Source organism: Stenotrophomonas sp. STEN056 (assembly GCF_056759635.1).
On record NZ_JBRRDL010000024.1, the window covers coordinates 41,632 to 60,111 of the forward strand.

Here is an 18,480-nt window from a genome sequence, read left to right on the forward strand (position 1 = left end):
GCTCACAACTTCAGGTCGAGCAGCCCATCGCCCAGATCCTCGTCAGACAACGTCTGCTGGATCAGTGCGCGATGCGCTTGCTCGCTCCACAGTTCAAACTTTTCGCCCATTCCCATCAGCACCGCTTTCTTCTCGATGCCCACCGCGCTGCGGTGGCTGGATGGGAGGCTGATACGGCCATTGCCGTCCAGCTCCAGATGAGCGGCCGAACCCACAAGCTTCTGCTGCAGGGTACGTACCACGCGCTGGGTATTGGGCTTGGCCATCACATCATCCCGCACCCGTTCCCACTCCTGCTCTGAGTACAACCACAGGCAACCGGCTTCAAACGGGTTGTAGGTCAGCACAAGGCGGTTGCCGCTGGCACGCGCGACCAGGTCGCGATAAGCGGTAGGCACCGCCATGCGTCCCTTGTCGTCAACCGTGATGGCCGTCTCGCCCTGAAACACCCGTATGCACCCGTCGGTCTGATTGCGTATGGAAAGTCATTGAACCACGAAAAACCACAAAAAACCCGGTTTTCCCTCTGATGCCCACCTTAGCAGTGGCAAAAGGGTTGTCAACAACTTTCAGCAAACAAAATCGCCAGTTGCATCAAGGGTTTGCAGCAATGTTTAGAGACTTGTTCAAGGCTTATCCACAAGTTGCTGTTTCGTCTCAAATTTTGAGATTTCCAAGAAATTCAGCACTGTAGAGACGGCGTGAAAACGGGAGCGCGGCCACCCCACCATTCAGCCAGGGATGGCCGGAAACTGCGCAAAGCCGCACACTCGCCCCATGTGCCTCGTCACCCTTGCCTGGAACTGTCACCCCCGCTGGCGTTTGGTCATGGCGGGCAATCGCGACGAATTCCACGCCCGCCCCACCGCGCCATTGCAGCGCTGGTCACACCCCCACCCTGACGTGATCGCCGGCCGCGACCTGCGCTCCGGCGGCAGCTGGATGGGAGTGAACGCACGGGGACATGCCGCCGTCATCACCAACGTGCGAGACCCAACCGCACCCACGGGAGGGCCTTCGCGAGGCGAACTGATCGCCGGTTACCTTGCCGGCGCGCAGGGGGCGACCGCCTATATGGAAGCGCTGGCCTGCCGTGCGGGTGTGTTTGCGCCCTTCAATCTGCTGGTGGCCGACGCCGAACACTGCGCCTACCTCGGCAACCACCCTGCCGGCTGGCAGAACCTGCCACCGGGCGTCCACGGCATGTCCAATGGCAGCCTGGACGCGCCCTGGCCCAAAACCCGGCGACTGATGCGCGCAATGGAAACGTGGCTGGCGCAGGACACGGCCACGCTGGATGCCCTCTGGCAGGCCCTGGCCGATGAAAGCCACCCTGCCGACACGGAGCTACCGCATACCGGCGTTCCGCTGGAGCTGGAGCGATTGCTGTCGAGCGCCTTCATACGTGGAACCGACTACGGCACCCGCGCCAGCACCATCGTGGTGATCGACAGGGATGGGGGAGGTTTCATCCACGAACGCAGATTCGGGCCAGAGGGTGTTTATCTGGGAGAGACGCGCATGGAGATTGAGAAAGAAGGCTCTGGCTCCTAACCCCCTCCCTTTGGCCGAAGGCCAAGGGGAGGGTTGGGGAGGGGTGCCTTTGATCTCGTTTTGGCCTTGGCTTTGCCCCACAGCCAAAGCAGGATCAAAAGCTCCCCCCATCCGCCCTCCGGGCACCTTCCCCCGCAAGCGGGAGAAGGGAAAGAACACAACAAGGCAAGAGCAACAAGCAAAGCCAAAGCCAAGAGCGACAGCCAGAGCCACAACAAAATCCACAGCCAGAGCTGCGAGCAGAGCAAAAGCCACATCCACAGCCAACAAAAGCTACAGCCGCACTTCTCCCCGCCACGATGCACAGCGAGCCAAGCACTAAATCCGAAGAGCCAGAGCCCCCTTTAGTAAAGGGGGCGTGCCGACAGGCGCAGGGAATTGGAAGGCTAAAGGCCCGGGGCCCATGGTTTCGCCTCGCGAAACCATGTGGCTTTTCCCGCCTGGCAGGCGGGAAAAGCGGCGGAGCCGGCCGATAAGCCGGGTTCTGTCGTGAGCAGTCATTCCTCTAGGCGCCACGTCACCGTGACGCTCAAGCAACCTACCCGGACCCGACGCGGGCCACGCCATTAGGTCCCTATTTGGTCTTGCTCCAGGTGGGGTTTGCCGTGCCGGTCTGTTGCCAGACTCGCGGTGCGCTCTTACCGCACCATTTCACCCTTACCACGCACCCGAAGGCCGTTCGGCGGTATCTTTCTGTTGCACTTTCCGTCGGCTCGCGCCGCCCAGGCGTTACCTGGCACCTTGCCCTGTGGAGCCCGGACTTTCCTCGGCATTCCCGAAGGAATGACGCGACTGCCTGGCCGACTCCGCCGCGCGCATTGTCGCATGCCGCCGTTTCAAACGGGCATTCCCATCACTGTGATCAGTCCGCGATGAAGCCGATGTCGCGCAGGAACGCCAAGGCAATCTGGTCTGCTTCCGCATCAACCGCCATGTCGATTGCCGTGTAATCCGGCTCCTCCTGTTGTTGCAGGTTCCGCGTGAACAAATGACCAACGCCAGGGAAGACCGTCAGGTCGCAACGATTGCCCGAAACCCGCATCCGCTCACAGAAGCGCTGCGCACCTGCGCGGGGCGTGACGCTGTCCTTCTCGCCCTGCAGCACCACCGCCGGCGCCAGGCCAGCGCGGATATGCAGATCCGGCGACAATGCCGCCGCCCGCGCGGGGCCGCCGACAAGCTTTCCGAACCAGCCATCGCCAGCAACGGCCACCGCCGGTGACCAGAGCACCAATGCATCCGGGCGTGCAGCCACGCCATCACCAAAGGGTTCATCGAACACCGCAGTGGCCGCGGCGATATGACCTCCGGCCGAAATCCCGCCCGCGGCAATCCGGCGCGGGTCAACGCCCAATCGCCCTGCATTGCGGCGAACCCAGCGCAGTGCCGCACGCGCATCGGCAACGCTGTCATAGGGCGTGACCGCGGCTTGATCGGCCAGGCGGTACTCCACGGAAACCGCAAGCAGGCCGGCATTGACCATGAGCTGGGCTGTCGGTTCGATCCAGCGCGCCTCTCCCACCGTCCATCCGCCGCCATGGAACAGCACGATGGCCCCGCCCGGGCCATCGGCCTTTACGCCGGGCCGGTACAGCAACAGCGGCAGCGGTTGCCCGGCGCCGCCCTCGATGGTCAACGACTCGGCCTGAGGCAACACGCGCTCCTGCCCCGCACAAGGGAACCCGACGACAAACAGCAGGACAAGCACAAACCACTTCATGTTCATGCGCACTCCCTTTGTGGAGGTTCCCAGGCCATCAACGCCGTGATGCGACGTACTGCCGGATCACGACGAAGGCGGCTAGCCCGCCTGCAACAACGCCATGAAGCGCTCCATCGCGCTCCTGAATTCGGCCGTGTGGATCACCGATTGGTGCGAGGCACCGGCCACTTCAAGCAATGTCTTCTGTGCCGCCGGCAAGGGACAGGCATCGAACAGTTGCCGCGAAAACGCAGGCGCGGTCACCGTGTCCTCGGCCCCCACGGCAAACAGCACCGGCTCATCCAACTGCGCGACCACCGCAAGATTGCCCCGCCCTGCCAGGCTGGCCTCCGGCACGACACGCCAGACCAGCGCCCTGGCCCACCAGGCCTGCCGTGAACGGAGAAAACGCGTCCAGTCTTCGGTCGTGGTGACGGTCGATTCCAGCACCAGTCCCGCCAGCGTACGCTCCTGCGCCACCCGCCCGGCCATGAAACTGCCCAATGAGTGCCCATGCACCAGCACAGGAACGACGGACAACCGCGCATCCGCCGCCACATGGTCGTAGACCACGACCGCATCGGCCATCAGCAGGTCCAGAGTAGGCGTGCCCGTACTGCCGCCATAGCCACGGTGATCCACCAGCACCAGATTCACCGGCAACGAGGCGTAGGCATCAAGCGTCCTGGCCGCATCACGGGAAATGCGATAACCGTTGCCACCAAAGTAGAGCACCGTTGCCCGGGCATCGGCCCGCAGCGATGTCACGCCATACAGGCGTGCACCGGCCAGCGGCAGGTGGAACTCATCCAGTGTGTGCCCGGGAAACGCATCCCGCAGCGCGGCCATGTCGGCACCGCCGGTAGCGCGGGGGAACAACAGATTGGATTCACGCACCTGCCAAGTGCAGCCAGCGGCCATCGGCAGTACCACGCACAGTGCGACTTTCAGCCAGACCTTGCCCCACATACGCCCCCCGACATGATGGCTACAACCGGATTCAACTACCTCACTGCCCGTACAACGCCTTGCGTGGTGCGCCGCTGAGTTCGGCCGCCAGCTTGGCGGCGGTGGACGGCGGCAGGTGCTCGTTGAGTTTGGCGTACAGGCGGCGGCCTTCGGCGATCTTGCCCTCTTCGTCATCGGCAGCGCCTTGCACCATCACCACGAATTCGCCCTTGCGCTGGTTGTCATCGGCCTGAACCCGGGCCAGCAGCTGCTCCAGCGTACCGTCGAGCACGGTCTCGAACAGCTTGGTCAGCTCGCGCGCGATCACCGCCGGGCGCTCGTTGCCGAAAGCCGCGCCCATGTCGGCCAGCGACTCGGCGATGCGGTGCGAGGATTCATAGAACACCAGCGTGCCGGTCTCGCTGGCCAGCCGTTTCAGGCGTTCACGGCGGGCCGAGGCCTTGGCCGGCAGAAAGCCCTCGAACACGAAACGGTCACTCGGCAACCCCGCCACGCTCAACGCCGCAATGGCCGCGCAGGCGCCGGGGATCGGGCTGACCTTGATGCCCGCCGCGCGTGCGGCGCGCACCAGCCGGAAGCCCGGGTCACTGACCAACGGTGTGCCGGCGTCACTGACCACTGCCAGCGATTCACCTGCCTGCAGGCGCGCGACCACCCGCTGGGCCATCGCCTCTTCGTTGTGGTCGTGCAGCGCCACCAGCGGCTTGCTGATGCCGAAGTGCGACAACAACTGCCCGGTATGCCGGGTGTCCTCGGCACAGATCGCTGCCACCGACCGCAGCACCTCCTGCGCACGCGGACTCAGGTCGGCCAGGTTGCCGATGGGCGTGGCAACAACAAACAAGGTGGCAGAAGCGGTACTCATCATCGGCTTTTCCATGGGCAAGGGTAGAATCGTACCGTTTCCCCCGCCCGGCACCGCCGCGCCCTGTCGAACGGATCTCAAATGAACAAGCCTGCCGCCGCCCGGATATCCGCCCTGTCATTGTCGATGCTGCTGTTCGTGGGCTGCGCCACCACCAGCGTCGCGCCCACCACCTCGCCCACCCAGCAGGCCGCCATCGCGCTGCTTGAGCAGGGCAAACCGCGTGAAGCGGCACAACAGCTGGAAGCCGAAGCCGCGCTGGCACGCGGCGCTGCCAAGTCACTGCTGCTGGCCGACGCGGCCTTTGCCTGGCACGAGGCTGGCGACAACGCCCGTGCCCGCATGTTGATCCCGCAGGTGCAGGTACGCCAGCTCAGTGGCGCCACACGGCAACGCTTCAACCTGATGCTGGCCGAGCAGGCGCTGGCGGACCAACAGCCGACCGCCGCCCTGCAGGCGCTGGCCAGCGCGGGCGAGCCGTTGCCGGCGCCGCTGCAGGCGCGTTGGCACCTGGCCCGCGCACAGGCGCTTGAAAGCACCGGCGATGCCTTCAATGCGGCTGCCGAACGTGCCCGTGCCGGCGCCCTGCTCAGCGGCACCGCACGCAACGACAACCAGCGCAGCATCACCCGCCTGCTTGCCGGCCTGGACGACGCCACCCTCAGCAGCCGCACGGCCGCACTGCCGGCCGGCGACCCGCTGTACAACCACGCCGGGCGCGCGCTGATCGCCCGCGGCCTGCCGCTGCCGCGTCCGTTCGAGCGCGGCGAAGCCTGGCAACTGGACACCGGCAAGCGCCCGCCGGCCGATCCCGATGGCTACCGCCCGCCGGTGAAGATGGCCGTACTGCTGCCTCTGAGCGGCACCATGGCCACCGCCGCCGCGCCGGTACGCGATGGCCTGCTAGCCGGCTATTACGCTGAAAACCGCCGCCGCCCGCAGGTTGATTTCATCGATACCCATGGCACCGCCGCCGGCGCCAACGCCGCCTACGACCGGGCGGTGGCGGCTGGCGCTGATTTCATCGTCGGGCCGCTGGGCCGTGACGAGGTGGACGCCTTGTTCCGCCGCGAACTGCAGGTGCCGTTGCTGGCGTTGAACCGTGGCAAGGACAGCCCGCCCGCGGGCAGCGCCGGTTTCTCGCTGGCGCCGGAGGATGACGGCATCATGGCCGCCGAATACCTGCTCGGCCGCGAGCGCGGCAATGTGCTGGTGATCGCAAGCAACGACGATGCCGGCCGTCGTGCCAGCGCCGCATTCAAGGAGCGTTTCGCCGAACGCGGCGGCAAGGTGGCCGCCAGCATCAACGTCGGCGAAACCCTCACCGACATCGGCCCGCAGCTGCAGCAGGCGCAAGGCGTTGATGCCGTGTTCCTGGCGGTCAAGGGCAACCAGGCACGCATGCTGGCACCGCAGCTGGCGCTGGCCGGCCTGTCCGCGGTCAGCCGGGTGGGCACCTCCCAGCTGATGTCCGGCGTCGGCAAGGCCGAGGAAGACCTGCCGCTGGATGGCATGGTGTTCCCCAGCGAGGCGTGGACCACGCGCGGCGTTGCCGGCCTGCCTTCGGCCGGCACGCTTGCCACCACCCTGCCCACCGCGCGCGGCGGTGCTGCGCGCCTGTTCGCTTTCGGCTACGACGCCTGGAAGATCACCGCCTATCTGGAAAAGCTGGCCAACACGACCGGCAGCGGCCTGCAGGGCGCCACCGGCACCTTGCACCTGGACGGCTTCGGCAATGTGCTGCGCACACCGGCATGGTCCACCTTCAGCGGCGGCCGCCCGACCCCGATCGGTGATGGCCGCTGATCCATCGCAGCGCGGCGCGGCGGTAGAAAACGCCGCCCGCGCGCACTTGGAAGCCGCCGGCCTGTGCTGCCTGGACGCCAATGTGCGTTTTCGCGGCGGTGAGCTGGACCTGGTAATGCGCGACCCCGCCACCGACACGCTCGTGTTCGTCGAAGTGCGCTATCGGCGCTCTGCCGCTTTTGGCGGCGGTGCGGCCTCGGTGGATGCCGGCAAGCGCCGCAAGCTGGTACTTGCCGCGCAGTTGTACCTGGCCGGCAATGCGCGGCTGGCCAACATGCCATGCCGCTTCGACGTGGTCGAAGCCAGCGGCAACCCGCCACGCCTGCACTGGATAGCCGACGCCTTCCGCGCCGACGACTGCTGATGCCCAGTATCTTCACCCATGCTGCGGTCCCGCTTGCGCTGTGGTGCGCCAGCGAGCGCGGCCGCATCTCGCCGCGACTGCTTGGCGCCGGTGTGATCGCCGCGATGCTGCCTGACGCCGATGTGCTGGCCTTCGCGCTGCATGTTCCCTATGCCGATGCCTTCGGCCACCGCGGCGCCAGTCATTCCCTGTTGTTCGCCACACTCATCGCACTGCTGGCCTTGCTGTTGGCGCGCCCCTTGCGCGCAACGCGCCTGCAGGCCGCCGCCTTTGTATTCATCTGCGCGCTCTCGCATCCCTTGCTGGATGCCTTTACCTCCGGCGGTCTCGGCGTTGCCTTGTGGTGGCCGTGGAGTGACACCCGCTTGTTCGCACCGTGGCGGCCGATCCGCGTGTCACCGTTTGCCAATAATTTCTTCAGCGCGCGCGGCCTGCAGACCGTTCTCTCGGAACTGCGCTGGGTGTGGCTGCCGCTGTTCCTCTGCGTGCTGGGCTGGAAGGCCATCCAACAGCGCGCGCCGGTGGATTCCCGATGCCCATGACTGCCCTGCCCGAAACCTTCATCCACACCTTGTCGCAGTTGCTGGGCGATGGCTGGCGCACCGACGCCGGCACGCTGGAAGCACACGCGCAGGACAACTCCTGGCGCCACGCCCTGCCACAAGCCGTGGCAATGCCCAGCACCCGCGAACAGGTGCAGGCCATCGTCCGTGCCTGCCGCGAGCATGGCGTGCCGCTGGTCGGCCGCGGCGCCGGCACCGGCACCACCGGCGCGGCCGTGCCTACCGCCGGCGGCGTGGTGTTGTCGTTCGCGCGCATGAACCGCATCGTCGATATCCGTGCCGGCGACCGCTGTGCAGTGGTCGAGCCGGGCGTGCTCAATGGCGACCTGCAGCAGGCCTTGATGCCGCATGGCCTGTTCTGGCCGCCGGATCCGTCCAGCGCCGACATCTGCAGCATCGGCGGCAACCTGGCCTGCAATGCCGGTGGTCCGCGTGCCGTGAAATACGGCACCAGCCGTGACAACGTGCTGGGCCTGGTTGCCGTCACCGGCAGCGGCGAACTGATTCAATGCGGCGGTGCCTACACCAAGGACGCCACCGGCTTCGACCTCACCCACCTGATCGTCGGCAGCGAAGGCACACTTGCGCTCATTGTCGAAGCCACGCTCAAACTGGCGCCGCGCCCGCGTGTGCAGGCCGGCCTGCGCGTGCTGTACCGCGATGCCGCGGCCGCGGCTGCGGCCGTGTCGCGGGTGATGGCGCAGCCGGTCACACCGACCATGCTCGAATTCATGGATGCCCGCAGCCTGGAACTGCTACGCCGCAATGGCGCGCAGGTGCCGGAGGCCGGCGCCATGTTGTTGATCGAAGCCGACGGCGACGACGACACCCTGCCCTATCTGCTCAACGCCCTGGCGCAGGCCGCCGAAGGCGACGGCATGCTGGAACTGGATGTCGCCACCGACGGCAGCGCACGCGACAAACTGTGGGCAGCGCGCCGCGCGTTGTCGCCCGCGTTGAAGAGCATCGCGCCGGGCAAGATCAACGAAGACGTGGTGGTGCCGGTGTCGCGCATCCCGGCACTGGTGGAAGGCGTGCAGCAACTGTCAGCCGAAGCGCGGTTGCCGATCGTCACCTTTGGCCATGCCGGCAACGGCAACCTGCACGTCAACATTCTTTATCACCCGGATGACGCCGACGAGAACGCACGCGCGCATGCGGCATTGCCGAAGGTGTTCGCGCTGGCGCTGGGGCTGGGCGGCACGCTGTCCGGCGAGCACGGCATTGGCATCGCCAAACGTGATTTCATGGCGCAGGCATTTTCCGCCGCCACGCTGGACACGATGCGCGCAATCAAGAAAACGCTGGACCCGGACGGCATCCTCAATCCGGGCAAGGTGTTGCCGCCAACCTCGGCGCAGCAGTGAAACAACACGAAGAGTCGGGATGAAACCCCGGCCCGTCCACGCGCTGTATTCAATGTGGATCGGCTGGCACGGCAAACGGCGCGGGATTGGTTTGCAGACTGCGCAGCGCCTTGTGCGGCGCGCGTGCCAACCGTCGATCAGCCCAGCGTTTCCGCATAGCGGCAGGACAGCAACGCCTTGACCAGGAAATCCACCTGCATGGCCTCGCGCGCGTCCACCCACATCACCGGCAGCCGGTGGCCGGCGGCGGCCAGCCCGTCACGCAGCGCGGCGAACGCGAACGAAGGTACGCGGTCCTGGCAGGTGACACCGACCGCGAAGCAGGCATCGGGCACCAGGCTGCGGAAGCGTTCGAGCAGCGTCAGCGTACTTGGCAGCGCGCGCGGGTTGAGTGCGCTCACAAGTACGACCACGCCGATTGCCCCTTCCGCCACGATGGGCCACATGAAATCCAGATAGGCCTGGCCCGGCACGCCGTAGACGTGCAACAGCTCGCCATCCCCCAGCTCGATGGAGCTGTAATCCAGCGCCACGGTGGTGTGCGATTTTTCCTGCGATGCCTGCAGCGCATCTTCATCGCTGATCGGCATTTCGGTACTGATCGGCTCCATGTCCGAGATGGACCGGATGGCGGTCGTTTTTCCCGCCCCCATTTCACCGACGAAAACCAGCTTGGTTGCCATATGTCAGACCTGAAGCCCTTTGAATGTCAGCCCGAATCGCTTGGCAATGCGCGTGAAGAAACCGGACACCTTGCTGCCTTCCACGCGTGATGCCGCTTGAACGCTGTTGCTGTCCAGCAGGCCGGTGCAGGCTGCGGCCGCCATGATACGGGCAATCTCGGCCGGTGACGTACCGCAGGCATTAGCCAGTTCCGTGCATGACCACGGCCGTTGCATCAATGCCGCCATCGGCAGCAGCCAGCTTACCGGCAAGCGCCCGGCTTCCACTTCCGGCCAGGCGCGCAGCCGCCAGGGCTGCTCCATCTCCACCGGCAACAACGGCTCGGCGGCCAGCGCCGCCGTCTGCCAGCAGAAATCCTCGAAAACATGATGTGCGACCGCATCGTTCAACGCGTCGCCGGCATCCACCGACAACGTCCAGCTCGATTCGCAGGCCGCTTTCAGGAAATTTTCGTAAGGCAGGTCACGCAGCAGCGCCACCTGGGTGCGCTCGGCATTGACCTGCAGTTTGAACAGGCCCATGTGCAGCACACAGGCAACTCCCTTGTTCTGCTCAAGGCTGCCGAACAGGGTACGCGGATGAACACGCTCGGCATCCTCCGGCGCCTGCTGCAACAGCAGTTGGCGGAGTTGCTGGAAAATGTCGCGGACGCTTGCGCCGTAGGCAACGCCGGGGACTGACAAGGCAGCCAGTGTGCGCCGGCTCACTGCCAATACCGGCACGCCGCTGTGCCGGGCCTCGTGCACGATCAGCTGGCCTTCGGCGTCATCGGCGGAAACAACCAGCAGGTCCACTTTCTGCCGGTCCCATGCGTGCACTTCGGCCTGTATGTATTCGGCCATCAGCAATGAGCTGGCAACCTTGAGCCGCATCATGTGCAGCACATCCAGACCATGGCACCCAATCACGGCGGCGGAGATATTGCGTGCGGATGCACTCATCTTTTTGATCGGGCAGCGGCGTGAGGATGCATCGCGGACATCGCTGCCCGCGCGGCGGGCAGCGATGCGTCAACAGATCACTTGAAGTCGAGCGTCTGTTCGAAGGACTTCAGCTCGTGGCGGGCAAGCGCCAGGTTGGCACGGGAGCGGTCCAGCACCACATACAGGAACAGATCCTGGTTGCTCTCCAGCGGACGCACCAGGTGGTACTGCTTGGACAGGGTGATCAGGATGTCCTCGATGTTGTCGGACAGGCCCAGCGATGCAGCGACGCGGCGCTTGGCACGCACGACATCGGTATTGCCTGCAGCAGCGACTTCAAGGTTGATCGGGCCACCGCCCAGCATGCCCAGGGCCATGCCGCTGTCGCTGTCCACCAACGCGGCACCGACGAAGCCGGCGATTTCATTGAGTTTGTCCAGCTTGACGTTTCCAGCCATCTCTTTCTCCGTGCACTCTGATGTTGTCTTTCAAATGTGCGCCGCCACTCCGTGATACGGAATGGTGTGGACGCGTGTGTGTCGAACCTGCTCCCCTCGACGCGGGCATATCGCCAGACAGCCGGCCAACCTGTAGCACGGCTGCCCTACGGCAAGAATTACAGCAATGCTCCGATGCGGGCTGCCGCATCACGGGCTGCGTACAACAGGATCGCAAGCGAGGTATCAGCATGCCCCAGAGCCGCCAGTGTGTAGGGCCGTCCAGCGGTCACGCGCACCAGCACCATGCTCCCCTGCGAGGTGGACATCGTCACGTAATCGGCCGTGCTCAGGCCGAGTTCGCGCGACAGCGTTTCACCCAGGGTGAGGAAGGAGTTGCTCATTGCCGAGAGGCGGCGCGGATCAAGAGCGACATGGGAACGATGGGCCACGGCACGGCCGTCGCCGGTCGATACCAGCAACATTGAAATGCCCGAATTGCGGGAAAGAACGGCATCCAGTGCCGCTTCCAGTGCCTGGTTATCAACAGGCACTGCGTGCGTGCCTGCGTCTTCGATCTTCGCCCTGACCTTTTCCAGCGTTGCCGTTTCCACCACCAAGCCCCCTGCTTGCCGTCACGGATGCGAACCCTCGCATCAAAAAACGCGACGCATATCACGGTTGGATAATAAAGATGAATAGGTGGATGCCATGTGAATGACATCCACACGCCCGCGCGGTGGGGTTTTCTTATTGACCCGCTGCAGAAAAGTGGTCGAAGCCCAACCGCGATGTCGCCAACACCGTGCCCTCCCCATTGACCAGCCGAACCCCATTCCCGGCCCGAATATAGCCAATACGTGTGGCCCGAACTGCTACACAGGCCATGCTTTCAGACACCTGTGTGCGCAGCGATGCCGGCGCGGTGAAGCACAACTCGTAGTCGTCGCCCGCGCTTGCACGCAATGTGCCGAACAATCCGGCCTCCCCCGCCTGCTCGGCCATCGACGAGCCTGGCAACGCGCTTTCCAGCACCTCGGCTGCCACCTGGCTGCGTTCGCAGATGTGTCCCAGATCGGCGAGCAGACCATCGGAAACATCAATCGCCGCCGTGGCCAAGCCGCGCAATGCCAGGCCTGCAGCCGACCGCGGCGTCGGCCGCGCCAGGCGCCCACGCAGGTATTCCAGCGCTGCATCCGTGGAAGCAACCGCTACGTCCAAGCGCTGCTGTTGCCACAGCGCCAATGCCACACCGGCTTCGCCCGGCACGCCGGTCACCCACACATCGTCGCCAACGTGTGCACCATCGCGGCGCAATGCTTCACCGGCCGGCACATGCCCCATCGCGGTGATCGAGATCGACAGTGGGCCGCGCGTGGTGTCGCCACCAATCAAGGTGATGCCGTGCTGATCGGCCAACTGGAAGAAGCCATCGGCGAATGCATCCACCCAACCGGGCGACGCCTCCGGCAACGACAGCGACAAGGTGCACCAGGCCGGTACGGCGCCCATCGCAGCGAGATCGGAGAGATTCACCGCCAGCGCCTTCCAGCCGATATCTGCCGGCGGTGTTTCCGCCGGAAAGTGCACACCGGCATTGAGCGTATCGGCCGTGACCACCAACTGTTGGCCAGGCGGCATCTGCAGCAGCGCCGCGTCATCGCCAATGCCCAGCGCGACATCGTCCCGCGCGCCGGCGCGGCGGCGGATGCGCTCGATCAAACCAAACTCGTCCAGGCTCATGCTCAGGCCTCCCTGAAACAACAACGCCGGAGCCGACGATGCCGGCCCCGGCGCAGCAATGGAATACAGCAGGCGGGAACCGCCGTCCGCGTGGGCTCAGTGGCCCGATTCAACCTTGCGCCATTCCACCGCAGCGCGGTCGAGCACACCGTTGACGTAGGTGTGGCCGTGTTCGGAACCGAAGCGCTTGGCGGTTTCGATGGCTTCGTTGATCACCACGCGGTACGGCACGTCCTGGCGGTAGCGCAGCTCGTAGGCCGCCACGCGCAGTACCGCGCGCTCGATGGCATCCACCTCTTCCACACCGCGGTCCACGAACGGCGCCAGCGCCTCGTCCAGGTCGCGCCGGTTGTCGAGCACGCCACGCAGCAGGCTTTCAAAATAGGCCAGGTCAGCCACTTCATGCGCCTGTTCGTGGGCGAACTGGGCCAACAGCGATTCGGCGTTGCCGCCGGAAATCTGCCAGGCGTAGATCGCCTGCAGGGCACGGCGGCGCGCGCGCGAGCGCAGCACCGGGTCCACGCCATCGCGACGGACCGGCTTTCCGGCGGGCTTGCCGTTGTTCTTGTTGTTCATGGCAGCTGCTCCAGAAGATTGACCATTTCCAGGGCCGCCAGCGCGGCCTCTTCACCCTTGTTGCCGTGGCTGCCGCCTGCGCGGGCCTCGGCATCTTCCACCCGTTCCACCGCCAGTACACCGTTGAGTACCGGCACGCCAAAATCCAGCTGGGCGCGCATCAGGCCTTCGGCGCAGCGGTCGGCCACGTGTTCGTAATGGCGGGTGTCGCCACGGATTACGCAGCCCAGGGTGATGATGGCCGCATGCTGACCGGCGGCGGCCAGACGGGTGGCCACCAGGGGGATTTCCCAGGCACCGGGCACGCGCACCACGTCGATGGCGTCCTCGCCGATGCCGTTGCCGGCCAGGCTCTGGCGTGCACCGGCCACCAGCACATCGGTGATGCGGGCGTTCCAGCGGCTGGCGATGATGGCAAAACGGGCCGGACCGGCCGGGCGGAGGTCGCCTTCGTAGTGGCTCATGAGGGTGTGGGGATCCTGAGGGTGGGTAAGTTTAACGTGCGCGGGCAGCGGGGGTGCGGACCGAGATGTGAGTGGGGCGCGGCGATTGAGGGTAAAAGGCGAAAAGCACCCCTCCCCGGCCCTCCCCTTCGCTCTGCGAAAGGGAGGGGGAAAGCAAGCGCGGCGGCTGCCGTGGATCATGCGGGCTGCAATCTGCCCCCCCCCTTTCGCAAAGCGAAGGGGAGGCTTGGGGAGGGGTACCTCGGCGCTTGCCGCCTCATGCCCCGCCAGACTCAGACCTCAGGCCGGAATGGTCTCGACAATCTCCAGGCCATAACCGGCCAGGCCGATCTGCCGGCGCGGCGTACCCAGCACGCGCAGCTTGCCCAGGCCCAGATCGGCCAGGATCTGCGCGCCGGCACCGTTACGGCGCCACTGGCCCACGTCCTTGTCCTTGCCCGGGACAACCGGCGCCGGCTGCTGCAGCAACCGCGCCAACAGCGCATTGCTGTCGCGCGGTGCCGACAACACCACCATCACGCCGGCACCGGCCGCGTCGATGGCGCGCAGCGCGTCGGTATTGGCCACGCCGAAATCATCGCGCCGCCAATGCAGCAGGTCGGCCAGCGGGTTCTCCACCTGCACGCGCACCAGGGTCGGCGTGTCCTTGTCCGGGGTGCCGCGGATCAGCGCAAAATGCAGGTCGTTGGCGATGCGGTCGCGGTAGGTGACGAGCTTGAACGGACCGAATTCGGTGTCGATCTCACGCGCGTCCACACGCTCGACGGTGTGCTCGGTGGCCAGGCGGTAGGCGATCAGGTCGGCGATCGAGCCCATCTTCAAGCCATGCTCGCGGGCGAACACTTCCAGCTCCGGGCGGCGCGCCATGCTGCCGTCGGGGTTGAGGATTTCCACCAGCACACCGGCCGGTTCCAGCCCGGCCAACATGGCCAAATCCACGCCCGCTTCGGTGTGGCCGGCGCGGGTCAGCACGCCGCCCGGCTGGGCGATCAGCGGGAAGATGTGGCCCGGCTGGTGCAGGTCCGACGGCTTGGCATTGGGCTTCACCGCGGTACGGATGGTGTGCGCACGGTCGTGCGCGGAGATGCCGGTGGTGACGCCTTCGGCCGCTTCGATGCTGACGGTGAAGTTGGTCTGGAACTGCGCGGTATTGGCCTGCACCATCGGTGCCAGGCCCAGGTCAGCGGCGCGGGTGCGGGTCAGCGGCAAGCACACCAGGCCACGGCCGTGGGTGACCATGAAGTTGATGTCCGACGGTTTGACCAGCTCGGCGGCCATGATCAGGTCGCCTTCATTCTCCCGGTCTTCGTCATCGACGATAACGACCATGCGACCGGCGCGGATCTCTTCCAGCAGTTCGGGAACGGGGGCGAAATTCATTGTGCGGCTCCTTGGCCCAGCAGGCGCTCGACATAGCGGGCGACCAGATCGATTTCCAGATTCACCGCGCTGCCCACGGCCGTGGCCGAAAACGCGGTGTTGGCGACGGTGTGCGGAATCAGCGCCACTTCAAAGCCTTCGTCGTCGGCTTCGTTGACGGTGAGGCTGACGCCATCCACGCAGATCGAGCCCTTCTTGGCGATGTACTTGAGCAGCGCCTTGGGCGCGGCAAAACGCCAGCGCAGCGCGCGCGCATCCTCGTGGATGGACAGCACCTTGCCCAGGCCATCGACATGGCCGCTGACCAGGTGGCCGCCAAGACGGTCGGTCGGGCGCATGGCGCGCTCAAGGTTGATGACCGCGCCTTCGGCCAGCGCGCCCAGCGTGGTCAAGGCCAGGGTTTCGGTTGAGGCATCGGCCTTGAAGCTGCTGCCGTCGAATGCAATGACGGTCAGGCAGACGCCGTTGATGGCGATGCTCTCGCCCATCTGCACGTTGTCGAACGGCAGATTCCCGACATGGAAGGTGAAGCGGACGTCGCCGCCGATGGGTTCGCGTGCGGCCAGACGGCCGACGCCTTCGATGATTCCAGTGAACACTAACGTTCTCCGCAGTTGGTGAGCGAAAAACGCCGCAAGGCAAACAGGCGCACGGACCCCGCAAAGGGCCCGAAACACCGTCTTCTTTCATCCGGACTATGACCGTCGGCTCCGGCATCTGACCGGATCTGCTGACCTTTGACTGGCACAACCAGGCAAAGCGCTCGCGGGCTCGCAAGGGCCCCATCGGGGATTCCCTGCCTACCGCCGGTGGGGAATTGCACCCCGCCCTGAAGACGTTTGTGTGATTGCCGGCGAACCGGCGCAGCGATTGTACCAGTGCCGGTGAATGGCTGGCTTAATGTGAATTTTTCGTTAGAATCACCCCGCCGCGACATGAGGTCGCGGAACCAGCCCGCAAAGGGCTGGCCGAAATGGACATCACTTTCTGAACAAAGGAATCCCATGCGCAAGACCCTGATTCTGGCTGCTCTGCTGGCAGCCACCCCGTTTGCTGTGTCCGCTGACGAGCTGAGCTACACCTACGTCGAAGGTGGCCTGACCCAGGTCCGCGTTGACGACGATTTCCTGAACGACCCCCACGCCAACGGCGGCTATGTGCGCGGCTCGTTCGCCATTGCCGAGCAGGTCAACGTGTTCGGCGGCTACTCGCAGGCCTCCAAGAGCCAGCGTGTCTATGGCACCCGCGTGAAGTACGAAGTGGGCCAGCCGGAGCTGGGCATCGGTTACCACATGAACATGACCGACCGCGTGGATTTCACTGCCGATATCGCCGTGCTGCGCCTGAACGTCGAAGCAAAGATCTCCGGCACGCCGGGCTATACCGGCGAAACGATCAAGGACCACACCACCGCCGGCCGCGCCACGCTGGGCGTCCGTGGCAAGCCCTCGCCCCGTACCGAAGCCTGGCTGAAGGCCGGCGTGATCGACGGCAGCGACATCGACAGCGAGTTCGTCGGCGTGCTGGGCGGCCAGGTGAAGTTCAACAAGACCTGGGGCCTGGTGGCCGAACTGCAGATGCTGCAGGACGTCACCCAGTACTCCGCCGGCGTGCGCGCCAGCTTCTGATCCAGCCGCACTGGATTGGACACGACGGGAGCCGAAAGGCTCCCGTTTTTGTTGCGCCACCGCCGTCGCGCCAGTGCGTGCAAAGCCCACCTCCGCCGGCTTGCTCGGATCAGGCAGGGCGCAACGACAGCCGCAGGTCCTTGCCCAGCATCCGCGCATCCTTCACGTCCAGCCGAACCGCCTGCGCCATGGTTTCGATGCCCAGGCCGGCGAGCAGCGGCTTGGCGCTGTCACCCATCAGCAGCGGTGCGATGTACAGCAGCACCTCATCCGCCAACCCCGCGTTGAGCAGCGCGCCACACAGTGTGGGGCCGGCTTCCACATGCACGTCATTGATGCCGCGCGCGGCCAGCAGGGCCATCACCGCCCGCAGATCAAAGCGGCCGTCGGCCCGCAGCGGCGATGCCGCGAACTCGGCGCCTTCCAGCACCGGCGCAGTCAATGCCGGATCGTGCAGATACAAGGTGGCCGCGTCACCTTCGCGCACGCGGGCGCAGTGCAAGGTGCGCAACTGCGCGTCCAGCACCACCCGCAATGGCGGCAGGAATTCGCCGTTTTCGGGCCGTGCGGTCAGCAGCGGATCGTCGGCCAGCACGGTCGCCGCGCCGGTCAGGATGGCGCCGGCCCGCGCGCGCCATTGCTGCACGTCGGCGCGTGCCGCTTCGCCGGTGATCCATTTGGATTCACCGTTGGCCATCGCGGTGCGCCCGTCCAGGCTGCCGGCCAGCTTGATGCGCACGAATGGGCGGCCGCGTTCGATCCGCGACAGAAAGCCTTGATTGAGTTCGCGCGCTCTGTCGCCCATCAACCCCACCGCAACCTCGATGCCGGCCTGTCGCAGCAGTGCGAAACCTCCGCCATCAACATCGGGGAACGGATCTTCCATCGCCGCGACCACACGCGCCACGCCCGCTTCGATCAAGGCCAGTGCACACGGCGGCGTGCGCCCGTAGTGCGCGCAAGGCTCCAAAGTGACGTAGGCGGTAGCGCCGCGTGCACGCGCACCGGCCTGGCGCAAGGCGAATACTTCGGCATGCGGGCCACCGGCGCGTTGGTGCCAGCCCTCGCCCACCACCTCGTCACCGTGGGCAATGACGCAACCGACCATCGGATTGGGCCGCGTGGTCCACGCGGCACGCTCGGCCAGGCGCAATGCGCGGGCCATCAGCAGGTGGTCGGTGGCGGTGAAAGCGTGCATGAAGGTCTCCGATACGGTGCATCGCGCAATGTCGCAACAGGCGCGTCACACGGCGTTTATTGCCGGGAAGAGTAGAGCCAATCAATGGCTGTTGCATTGATGGGCGGGATTGGGGATCCGTAAATGTGCATGACGGCGTTCGTAGGAGCGGGGGGGGGGGGGCGGCCCCGGCCAGGGGAGGGGATTGGGGGCGGCCCCCGCGCGCCCAACCCCCCACCGCACCGCAGGCCCCCCCGCGGGGCGCGTGGGGGGCCCCC

The 18,480-nt window shown here is 65.7% G+C and carries 20 protein-coding genes, 1 other RNA gene and 1 riboswitch; of the genes, 6 read left to right on the plus strand and 15 right to left on the minus strand.

What is annotated here, in order from left to right:
* Positions 1-2 precede the first annotated feature (2 nt).
* Positions 3-449, minus strand: a complete 447-nt coding sequence (mraZ, locus tag ACVOLO_RS13110; protein WP_057627453.1) for a division/cell wall cluster transcriptional repressor MraZ — start codon at positions 447-449, stop codon at positions 3-5.
* Between the two features lie 328 nt (positions 450-777).
* Here mraZ and ACVOLO_RS13115 point away from each other — a divergent pair, with 328 nt between their 5' ends.
* Complete coding sequence (locus ACVOLO_RS13115) at positions 778-1,554, plus strand: NRDE family protein (RefSeq protein ID WP_481570752.1); 777 nt, start codon at positions 778-780, stop codon at positions 1,552-1,554.
* Between the two features lie 457 nt (positions 1,555-2,011).
* On the opposite strand, the gene rnpB is transcribed toward ACVOLO_RS13115, so the two are convergent.
* The 4 genes from rnpB to rsmI form a co-directional block, all read right to left on the minus strand.
* Positions 2,012-2,362, minus strand: an RNA gene (gene rnpB, locus ACVOLO_RS13120) — RNase P RNA component class A.
* A gap of 54 nt (positions 2,363-2,416) precedes the next feature.
* Positions 2,417-3,280, minus strand: coding sequence for an alpha/beta hydrolase (locus ACVOLO_RS13125; RefSeq protein WP_481570753.1), 864 nt, complete (start codon positions 3,278-3,280; stop codon positions 2,417-2,419).
* Between the two features lie 75 nt (positions 3,281-3,355).
* A complete protein-coding gene (locus ACVOLO_RS13130; protein WP_481570754.1) occupies positions 3,356-4,225 on the minus strand; it encodes an alpha/beta hydrolase in 870 nt (289 codons plus the stop codon).
* 40 nt (positions 4,226-4,265) lie between these two features.
* Positions 4,266-5,090, minus strand: a complete 825-nt coding sequence (gene rsmI, locus ACVOLO_RS13135; protein ID WP_481570755.1) for a 16S rRNA (cytidine(1402)-2'-O)-methyltransferase — start codon at positions 5,088-5,090, stop codon at positions 4,266-4,268.
* An 81-nt stretch (positions 5,091-5,171) separates the two neighbouring features.
* Between rsmI and ACVOLO_RS13140 the strand changes: the two genes are divergently transcribed.
* The 4 genes from ACVOLO_RS13140 to ACVOLO_RS13155 are packed head-to-tail and all read left to right on the plus strand — an operon-like array spanning position 5,172 to position 9,190.
* Positions 5,172-6,896, plus strand: coding sequence for a penicillin-binding protein activator (locus ACVOLO_RS13140; protein ID WP_481570756.1), 1,725 nt, complete (start codon positions 5,172-5,174; stop codon positions 6,894-6,896).
* On the plus strand, positions 6,886-7,260 hold the full coding sequence (locus tag ACVOLO_RS13145; RefSeq protein ID WP_481570757.1) for a YraN family protein: 375 nt from the start codon (positions 6,886-6,888) through the stop codon (positions 7,258-7,260). The genes ACVOLO_RS13140 and ACVOLO_RS13145 overlap by 11 nt, the downstream gene beginning before the upstream one ends.
* Complete coding sequence (locus tag ACVOLO_RS13150; protein ID WP_481570758.1) at positions 7,260-7,802, plus strand: metal-dependent hydrolase; 543 nt, start codon at positions 7,260-7,262, stop codon at positions 7,800-7,802. The genes ACVOLO_RS13145 and ACVOLO_RS13150 overlap by 1 nt, the downstream gene beginning before the upstream one ends.
* Positions 7,799-9,190, plus strand: a complete 1,392-nt coding sequence (locus ACVOLO_RS13155; RefSeq protein ID WP_481570759.1) for an FAD-binding oxidoreductase — start codon at positions 7,799-7,801, stop codon at positions 9,188-9,190. The genes ACVOLO_RS13150 and ACVOLO_RS13155 overlap by 4 nt, the downstream gene beginning before the upstream one ends.
* A 137-nt stretch (positions 9,191-9,327) precedes the next feature.
* On the opposite strand, the gene ACVOLO_RS13160 is transcribed toward ACVOLO_RS13155, so the two are convergent.
* The 9 genes from ACVOLO_RS13160 to ACVOLO_RS13200 form a co-directional block, all read right to left on the minus strand.
* Positions 9,328-9,873 carry a GTP-binding protein gene (locus ACVOLO_RS13160; protein WP_481570760.1) on the minus strand — a complete coding sequence of 182 codons (546 nt, stop codon included), beginning with the start codon at positions 9,871-9,873 and terminating at the stop codon, positions 9,328-9,330.
* A 3-nt stretch (positions 9,874-9,876) separates the two neighbouring features.
* Positions 9,877-10,815, minus strand: a complete 939-nt coding sequence (locus ACVOLO_RS13165; protein ID WP_481570761.1) for a hypothetical protein — start codon at positions 10,813-10,815, stop codon at positions 9,877-9,879.
* Positions 10,816-10,892: 77 nt separating this feature from the next.
* Positions 10,893-11,255, minus strand: coding sequence for a roadblock/LC7 domain-containing protein (locus tag ACVOLO_RS13170; RefSeq protein WP_481570762.1), 363 nt, complete (start codon positions 11,253-11,255; stop codon positions 10,893-10,895).
* 158 nt (positions 11,256-11,413) lie between these two features.
* Positions 11,414-11,854 (minus strand): roadblock/LC7 domain-containing protein, encoded by a 441-nt coding sequence (locus ACVOLO_RS13175; RefSeq protein ID WP_481570763.1) that lies wholly within the window; start codon positions 11,852-11,854, stop codon positions 11,414-11,416.
* Between the two features lie 130 nt (positions 11,855-11,984).
* Entirely contained in the window at positions 11,985-12,971 is a 987-nt protein-coding gene (gene thiL / locus ACVOLO_RS13180) for a thiamine-phosphate kinase (RefSeq protein WP_481570771.1), read from the minus strand.
* 102 nt (positions 12,972-13,073) lie between these two features.
* A complete protein-coding gene (gene nusB, locus ACVOLO_RS13185) occupies positions 13,074-13,553 on the minus strand; it encodes a transcription antitermination factor NusB (RefSeq protein ID WP_481570764.1) in 480 nt (159 codons plus the stop codon).
* Positions 13,550-14,017, minus strand: coding sequence for a 6,7-dimethyl-8-ribityllumazine synthase (gene ribH / locus ACVOLO_RS13190; protein ID WP_431594926.1), 468 nt, complete (start codon positions 14,015-14,017; stop codon positions 13,550-13,552). The genes nusB and ribH overlap by 4 nt, the downstream gene beginning before the upstream one ends.
* Before the next feature lie 279 nt (positions 14,018-14,296).
* Positions 14,297-15,397: a 3,4-dihydroxy-2-butanone-4-phosphate synthase gene (gene ribB / locus ACVOLO_RS13195; protein WP_481570765.1), complete on the minus strand. Its 1,101-nt coding sequence runs from the start codon at positions 15,395-15,397 to the stop codon at positions 14,297-14,299.
* Positions 15,394-15,996, minus strand: a complete 603-nt coding sequence (locus ACVOLO_RS13200; protein WP_481570766.1) for a riboflavin synthase — start codon at positions 15,994-15,996, stop codon at positions 15,394-15,396. The genes ribB and ACVOLO_RS13200 overlap by 4 nt, the downstream gene beginning before the upstream one ends.
* Positions 15,997-16,071: 75 nt before the next feature.
* A riboswitch (FMN riboswitch) is annotated at positions 16,072-16,238 on the minus strand.
* Positions 16,239-16,401: 163 nt separating this feature from the next.
* Here ACVOLO_RS13200 and ACVOLO_RS13205 point away from each other — a divergent pair.
* Positions 16,402-17,025 carry an outer membrane beta-barrel protein gene (locus tag ACVOLO_RS13205; RefSeq protein WP_481570767.1) on the plus strand — a complete coding sequence of 208 codons (624 nt, stop codon included), beginning with the start codon at positions 16,402-16,404 and terminating at the stop codon, positions 17,023-17,025.
* Between the two features lie 109 nt (positions 17,026-17,134).
* Here the strand turns inward: ACVOLO_RS13205 and ribD are convergent, their stop codons facing one another.
* Positions 17,135-18,223, minus strand: coding sequence for a bifunctional diaminohydroxyphosphoribosylaminopyrimidine deaminase/5-amino-6-(5-phosphoribosylamino)uracil reductase RibD (ribD, locus tag ACVOLO_RS13210; RefSeq protein ID WP_481570768.1), 1,089 nt, complete (start codon positions 18,221-18,223; stop codon positions 17,135-17,137).
* Positions 18,224-18,480 lie beyond the last annotated feature (257 nt).